This window comes from Cellulomonas citrea, from assembly GCF_009829685.1.
Taxonomy (GTDB): Bacteria; Actinomycetota; Actinomycetes; order Actinomycetales; family Cellulomonadaceae; genus Cellulomonas; species Cellulomonas citrea.
The window spans coordinates 21,551-28,160 of record NZ_VWSD01000023.1 but is presented as its reverse complement, the minus strand read 5'-3'; the positions used below and the strand labels follow the sequence as shown (position 1 = coordinate 28,160).

Annotated in this window: 5 protein-coding genes; 1 reads left to right on the top strand and 4 read right to left on the bottom strand. The window is 75.1% G+C overall.

Annotation, left to right across the window (positions count from 1 at the left end; genetic code table 11):
• Positions 1 to 66: 66 nt before the first annotated feature.
• A complete protein-coding gene (locus tag F2B26_RS04615; protein WP_159806921.1) occupies positions 67 to 1,389 on the bottom strand; it encodes a DUF6049 family protein in 1,323 nt (440 codons plus the stop codon).
• A complete protein-coding gene (locus tag F2B26_RS04610; protein WP_159806919.1) occupies positions 1,386 to 1,940 on the bottom strand; it encodes an NUDIX hydrolase in 555 nt (184 codons plus the stop codon). Before F2B26_RS04610 ends, F2B26_RS04615 begins: the two co-directional genes overlap by 4 nt.
• Positions 1,941 to 2,008: 68 nt before the next feature.
• Here F2B26_RS04610 and F2B26_RS04605 point away from each other — a divergent pair, with 68 nt between their 5' ends.
• Positions 2,009 to 3,499, top strand: coding sequence for a CCA tRNA nucleotidyltransferase (locus F2B26_RS04605; protein ID WP_159806923.1), 1,491 nt, complete (start codon positions 2,009 to 2,011; stop codon positions 3,497 to 3,499).
• Between the two features lie 10 nt (positions 3,500 to 3,509).
• Here the strand turns inward: F2B26_RS04605 and F2B26_RS04600 are convergent, their stop codons facing one another.
• Positions 3,510 to 5,261, bottom strand: coding sequence for a SpoIIE family protein phosphatase (locus F2B26_RS04600; RefSeq protein WP_159806917.1), 1,752 nt, complete (start codon positions 5,259 to 5,261; stop codon positions 3,510 to 3,512).
• Positions 5,258 to 6,598, bottom strand: a complete 1,341-nt coding sequence (locus tag F2B26_RS04595) for an MFS transporter (protein ID WP_201292605.1) — start codon at positions 6,596 to 6,598, stop codon at positions 5,258 to 5,260. The genes F2B26_RS04600 and F2B26_RS04595 overlap by 4 nt, the downstream gene beginning before the upstream one ends.
• Positions 6,599 to 6,610: the final 12 nt, after the last annotated feature.

Below are 6,610 nucleotides of genomic sequence, written 5' to 3'. Positions count from 1 at the left end.
CGGCGACGGCTCGACGGCGGCGGGGTCACCGGTGGTGGCCAGCGCGGCGCTGCTCGTCAGGCGCACCTACGGCGCGCTGCGCAGCGCGTCCACCAGGCTCGCGAGGGCGGTCGGGTCGGCGGTCCACTCCCGAGGGGCGGCGATGAGCACCCGGTCGCCGCCCCCGCCGTCCCGGGCTGCGACGGCGAGCATCGCGAGCGCCTGCTGCTGGCCCGCGGCGGTCCCGGCCGAGCTGCCGGTGGCCAACGAGTCGAGCTCGGCGTCCGACCGGAGCACGGTGAGAGATCCCGACGCGGTCCGCATCGTCGCGACCCCCGCGGTGCCGTGCGCCGCCCCGGGCAGCAGCAACCGGGTGGCACCTGAGGCACGCACGACGTCTGCGGTCCCGGCGTCGACCTTCGTGTCGGCCGACCACGCGAGGTCGCCCGAGGCCGCGGGGTAGGCGGCCGAAGACATGGCCCGTGACTGCGTGAGCAGGGTGGCGTCGTCCGTGCCGCCGATCGCCGCCACGTCCGGGTCCGCCCACGGCAGGGCGAGGGACTCACGCCCGTCCGCAAGCGCGGACTGCACCCCGGTGGCCCAGCTCTGGTCGACTGGACCGGCGGCGCCGGCCCGTGCGAGCAGTGCCGGGTCGACCGCGAGCCCCAGCTCCGGGACCGCGCGGGCCGCGGCCAGCAGCCGGTCCAGCCTGCCGTGCGGGGCGATGAGCGGTCCGAGCGCCGCTGCATCGGCCGCGGGCGTCGCTGCAGATGAGCTGCCCGACGCGGCCGACGCCGAGCCGGTGGCCGGCCCGACGACGGGTGCGACGAGAGCCACCTGGGCCTGCGGGATCTGCTCCGTCGACTGCCACAGCAGGAAGGTGCGCAGCCTCGCCTGGTCCGGTCCGGCGTTCACCTCGACCTGCAGCCCTCGCGGGCCCCACACGTTCGCCAGCCGGATGGCCGAGGCCGGTGCGTGCAAGGTGACGGTCGTGCTGGCCCCCGGTTCGAGCGGTGCGTCGAGCGGTGTGCGGGCGAGGACCGAGGCACTGCCGGTCGGCGTCGTGCCGTCGGCCCAGGCGTCGAGGTCGGCACGGCTGGCGAGTCGGTACCTGCTGAGCTCCAGGCTCGCGGTGGCCCCGGTGAGCACGGAGGTGCCGGAGTTGGTGATCGCGACGGTGACGGTGAGGTCGTCGGACAGTGTGAGGACGCGCGGCACCACCGAGACCAGGGTCGCCGAGAGGTCGCTCGCAGGCGTGGCGGACGGTGTCGCGCTGGCCAGCTGGCTGGAGGCCGACGTCGTCGGGGCGGGTGCGGGTGAGGCCGCTGCGGCCGGCGTGCAGAGCGCGGTCATCGCGGCCAGCAGGGTGAGTGCGGCCAGGACGACGGCGCGGGGTCGACGGCCCGTCATGCCTGCTCGGCGAGCGCGTCGAGCGCCGCCTCGGCGAGCCGGCGCTCGTTGGGGTACGAGAGCCGGGCAGGCAGCAGTGTGAGCGGAACCCAGGCGGCGTCCTCGGCCTCGCGGTCCGGATCGCGGTCCACCGTGAGCGACCCGCCGAGGGCCCGCAGCAGGTAGTGGTGCACCACCTTGTGCACCCGACGGTCGTCACCGCTGAACCAGTAGTCGATGACCCCCAGCGGGGCGACGATCGTGCCGAGGATGCCGGTCTCCTCGGAGATCTCGCGGACGGCGGCCTCCTCGGGGGTCTCGTCGCCCTCCAGATGCCCCTTGGGCAGGCACCACTCGAGACGGCCGGCCCGGTTGCGGCGGGCGATGATCGCCGCCTCGGCCTGGCCGTCGACCCGACGCACGACGAGCCCACCGGCGGAGGTCTCGTCCACCACCGGCAGCGGCTGCGTGCCTGCCGAGCCCGATGTCTGCGGCCGCACCAGGCGCAGCGGGTGCCCGCCGGGCGGCGACGGCACGCGACCGGGCTCGGGGGGGCCGGCCGCGCTGGACATGCCGACCACTGTAACGACCCGGGCCATCGACCGGGTCGGCCGTCTGGCAGGCTGTGCCGGTGTCCACCATGCGTCCCGACGAGCCCCTCGACGCCCGCGCCCTGCAGCTGCGCGCGGCGCGGGTGCTGTCCGGGCTGCCGCCGGCAGCGGTCGAGCTGGGCCGTGCGTTCGAGGCGGCCGGCTTCGAGCTGGCCCTCGTCGGGGGGCCGGTGCGCGATGCGTTCCTCGGCCGGGCCAGCGCCGACCTGGACTTCGCGACGTCCGCCTCGCCGGACCAGACCCAGCGGCTGCTGGCCCGCTGGGGCGATGCGCACTGGGACATCGGCCGGGCGTTCGGCACGATCGGGGCGCGCCGCTACGCCACGGGGGACCAGCCCGACCTGGTCGCCGAGGTCACCACCTACCGGTCCGACGTGTACGACCCGGACTCACGCAAGCCGGTGGTGGCGTTCGGCGACAACCTGCTCGGTGACCTGTCGCGGCGCGACTTCACCGTGAACGCGATGGCGGTGCGGGTGCCGAGCCTGGAGTTCGTCGACCCGTTCGACGGGCTGCGCGACCTGGCCGCGGGTGTGCTGCGCACCCCGATCGAGCCGGAGCGGTCCTTCGACGACGACCCGTTGCGGATGATGCGGGGTGCGCGGTTCGTCGCCCAGCTCGGGTTCGCGCTCGACCCCGCCGCCACCGAGGCCACCCGCGCGATGGCCGACCGGCTCACCATCGTGTCCGCCGAGCGGGTGCGCGACGAGCTGGTCAAGCTGCTGCTGGCCGCCGACCCGCGTGCCGGGCTGCGGGTGCTGGTCGACACCGGGCTGGCCGACCACGTGCTGCCCGAGCTGCCGGCGCTGCGGCTGGAGATCGACGAGCACCACCGGCACAAGGACGTCTACGAGCACACCCTGCAGGTGCTCGACCGGGCGATCGCGCTGGAGACCGGTCCCGACGGCCCGGTGCCCGGTCCGGACCTCGTGCTGCGGCTCGCGGCGGTCATGCACGACATCGGCAAGCCCCGCACCCGGCGGTTCGAGGCGGGCGGCGGGGTCAGCTTCCACCACCACGAGGTGGTCGGGGCGAAGATGACGGCCAAGCGCCTCACCGCCCTGCACATGGAGCGCCAGACGGTGCAGGACGTGTCCCGGCTCGTCGAGCTGCACCTGCGCTTCCACGGCTACGGCGAGGGTGCGTGGACGGACTCGGCCGTGCGCCGGTACGTCTCCGACGCCGGTCCTCTGCTCGAGCGGTTGCACCGGCTGACCCGGTCCGACTGCACGACCCGCAACCAGCGCAAGGCCGCGCGCCTCTCGTCCGCCTACGACGACCTGGAGCAGCGGATCACCCAGCTGCGCGAGGCGGAGGAGCTCGACGCGATCCGGCCGGACCTGGACGGCACCGCGATCATGCAGATCCTGGGAATCCCGCCGGGCCGCGCGGTCGGCGAGGCGTACCGCTACCTGCTCGAGCTGCGGATGGAGCGCGGTCCGCTCGGCCCGGACGCAGCGCGTGAGGAGCTGTTGGCCTGGTGGGCGGCGCGCGACACCGGTCCGGCCCCGCGGGCCTGACCGACCGAGGTCACGGGCAGCGCACGACGAGCAGGCACACGTCGTCGTCGAGCCGGTCGCCGACCAGGGCGCCCAGCAGGTGGTCCCGGATCTGCTCGGCCCCCTCGGTGGGCGCCTGGGCGAGGGCGTCGGCGAGGGCGTCGATCCCCGCACGCAGGTGGCGGTCGCGCCGTTCGACCAGTCCGTCGGTGTAGAGCACGAGCACGGCGCCGTGCGGCACGTCGATGTCGCCCTGGGCGACGGGGCGGGTGCCGTCGTCCAGGCCCACCGGGAGCATCGGCCGGGCGTCCAGCCGGCGCACGGTCCCGTCCGGCAGCCGCAGCAACGGGGGCGGGTGGCCGGCGTTGACGTAGCGCAGGTGCGCGCCCCCGGGCCTGGTCTGCCAGCGCAGGTAGACGCACGTGGCCACGTCGGGGGAGTCGATGTGCCGCAGCAGACCACCCAGCGCCCCGATCACCTGGGCGGGTTCGGCACCGGTCCAGGCCTGGGCGCGCAGCAGGCTGGAGACCTGGCCCATCGCAGCGGCCGCGACCATGTCGTGGCCGACGACGTCGCCGATCGTCAGCCCGACCGACCCGTCGGGCAGGGTGAGCGCGTCGAACCAGTCGCCGCCGACCTCCGACTGCCGGTCCGACGGGAGGTACGAGGCCGACACGTCCAGCCCCGGCACGGGCGTGGGCCGGGGCAGCAGCCGGTTCTGCAGCGCCAGGGCGGTCTGCCGCTGGGCCCGGTACAGCCGCACGTTGTCCAGCGCGAGGCCGGCGCGTCGTCCCAGGTGGGCGGCGGTGACCACGACCCGGGCGTCGAGCCCGCGCGGCTGGGCGTGCACGAACCCCAGGACGCCCAGCACCCGGTCGCGGGCCCACAGCGGGACCACGAGGACGCAGCCCAGACCGAGCTGCTCGAGCAGGGCGAGCTGGGCCGGTGACGTCCCGGCCCGCACGGCTGCGACGTCGACGGGTTCGGGCAGCAGGATGTCGTCCCGGTCGGTGCTCAGCGCCCGCAGCACCTGCGGTGCGCACACCCCGAGCCAGCCGGGGTCGAGGGCCTCGAGCTGGCGGGCGGCCGCCCGGTGCGCGGCGGCCGCGACGGACACGTGCACCCGACGGGCCACGCCCCGGTCGTCGAGGAGCGCCACGAACCCCCACTTGGCCAGGGCGGGCGTGGCGATGTCGGCGACGGCCTGCGCGGCGTCGGTGAGGTCCTGCAGCTCGGCGAGCGCGTCACCGACCCGGGACAGCAGATCGAGTCGTTCAGAGGTCTGCTGCAGCAGCTCGAGCTCGGCGGCGCGGGCGCGCTCGTGCAGCACCTGGTCGGTGGCGTCCGTCTGGATGCCGAGGTGGTGGGTGATCGTGCCGGTCTCGTCACGCACCGGGCTGATGACCATGTGGTTCCAGAACGGGGTGCCGTCCCGGCGGTAGTTGAGAGCGGTCGCCGAGACGGTGCGTCCGGCGTGCAGGTCTTCCTTGATCTGGTCGACGGTGCGCCGGTCGGTGCCGGCCCCCTGGAGGAACCGGCAGTTGCGGCCGATCACCTCGGCCGGGGCGTAGCCGGTGAGCCGGCAGAACTCCTCGTTGACCCAGATGAGCGGCTCGTCCTCGACCCGTGCGTCGCTGAGCACGAAGGAGAGCTGGCTCGCCACGGCGGTGCGGGCCGCGAGCTCGGCGGGGTCCTGGAGGGCGGGTCTGCTGCCCGACCTGTGGGCTGGCGTGCTGGTGGCCCCGGCGGTGCCGGGTCCCTCCGGGGCGCCGCGGGTGCTCATACTTCTCGCCGTTGCGGGACCTCGGGCACCACGGGCTGCTGCCCGGGGAGCGGTACCGCGACCGGGTGGAGGGGGGTCCGCCCGTAGACCCACGCGGCGACCAGGCACACCGCCGCGAGGGCGGTGAAGGTCGGGCGCGACCACCCGGTGTCCGGCAGCAGGGCCGCCGCCAGGGCGGCTGCGCCGACGAACGCGGCGTTGTAGAGCATGTCGTAGAGGGCGAACGCCCGACCCCGGTAGGCGTCGTCGGTGTCGCGCTGCACGAGGGTGTCGACCGCGATCTTGGCGCCCTGCACCGACAGCCCCAGCAGCACGGCACCCGTCGCGATCACCGCGAAGCGCGACGAGACGGTGAGCAGCAGCTGGCTGGCCGCCCCGATGACGAGCGACACCTGGATCCACCGCGGCGGCTCGACCCACTGGTGCGCGATCGGGGTGAGCACCACCGCGAGCCCGTTGCCGGCGAACGACAGGCCGGTGAGCAGGGCGAACGTGCCCAACCCCGCCGCAGCGTCGTGCGGGTCGGACAGCAGGTTGCGGGCGATGAGGATGAGGGCGAGGAAGTTGACGCCGTAGACGAACCGCTGCCCGGCCATCACCGCGAGCGCCGCGCCCGGGGTGCGCCGCGCCACCAGGTACCGGGCCCCGGCCACGAGGTCGGCGGCGACCGCGCGCAGGTCCTCGGACAGCCGCTGCGCGGGCCTCGCCTCGCGCGAGGGCCCGAGCTCGTCGGGGCGCAGGCGCAGCGCCAGCGCACTGGCGGCACCGAAGGCGGCGGCGGCGACCGTGAGGACGATGCCGTCGTGCACGCCCCCGCTCGGCGCGAGCCAGCCGACGAGCGCGCCGATCGCCCCGCCGGCCACCGCCGAGACCCCGCCGAGCGTGGGGGTGAGGGAGTTGGCGATGACGAGCCGGTCGGCCGGCACCACGAGCGGCTGCCCGGCCGACAGGGCCGACAGCAGGAACCGGTTGATCCCGAGGGTGACGAGCGCGAGGACGTAGACCGCCGGCGCGACGCCGGACGTCACGATGACGACGGCGAGCGCGAGGGTGAGCACGACGCGCAGCGCGTTGCCGACGGCCAGCACCTGACGCCGGCGCCAGCGGTCCAGCAGCGGGCCGGCGAACGGGCCCACGACGGTGAACGGCAGCAGCAGCACGGCGAAGGCGCTCGCGACCCCGGCGGCCGTCGTCATGCGTTCCGGTGAGAAGAACAGCTGGGTCGCGAGCCCGACCTGGAACATCCCGTCGCCGGCCTGCGACACGATGCGCACGGTGAACAGCCGTCGGAACCGGGGCAGCGCGAGGAGCCGCCGGAGGTCGTCGAGGGCCTGCATCTGCTCAGGCTA

Bases quoted from the DNA above. Each gene is read 5' to 3' on its own strand.
- F2B26_RS04615 (WP_159806921.1), bottom strand. From the start codon at position 1,389: ATGACGGGCCGTCGACCCCGCGCCGTCGTCCTGGCCGCACTCACCCTG.
- F2B26_RS04610 (WP_159806919.1), bottom strand. From the start codon at position 1,940: ATGTCCAGCGCGGCCGGCCCCCCCGAGCCCGGTCGCGTGCCGTCGCCG.
- F2B26_RS04605 (WP_159806923.1), top strand. From the start codon at position 2,009: ATGCGTCCCGACGAGCCCCTCGACGCCCGCGCCCTGCAGCTGCGCGCG.
- F2B26_RS04600 (WP_159806917.1), bottom strand. From the start codon at position 5,261: ATGAGCACCCGCGGCGCCCCGGAGGGACCCGGCACCGCCGGGGCCACC.
- F2B26_RS04595 (WP_201292605.1), bottom strand. From the start codon at position 6,598: ATGCAGGCCCTCGACGACCTCCGGCGGCTCCTCGCGCTGCCCCGGTTC.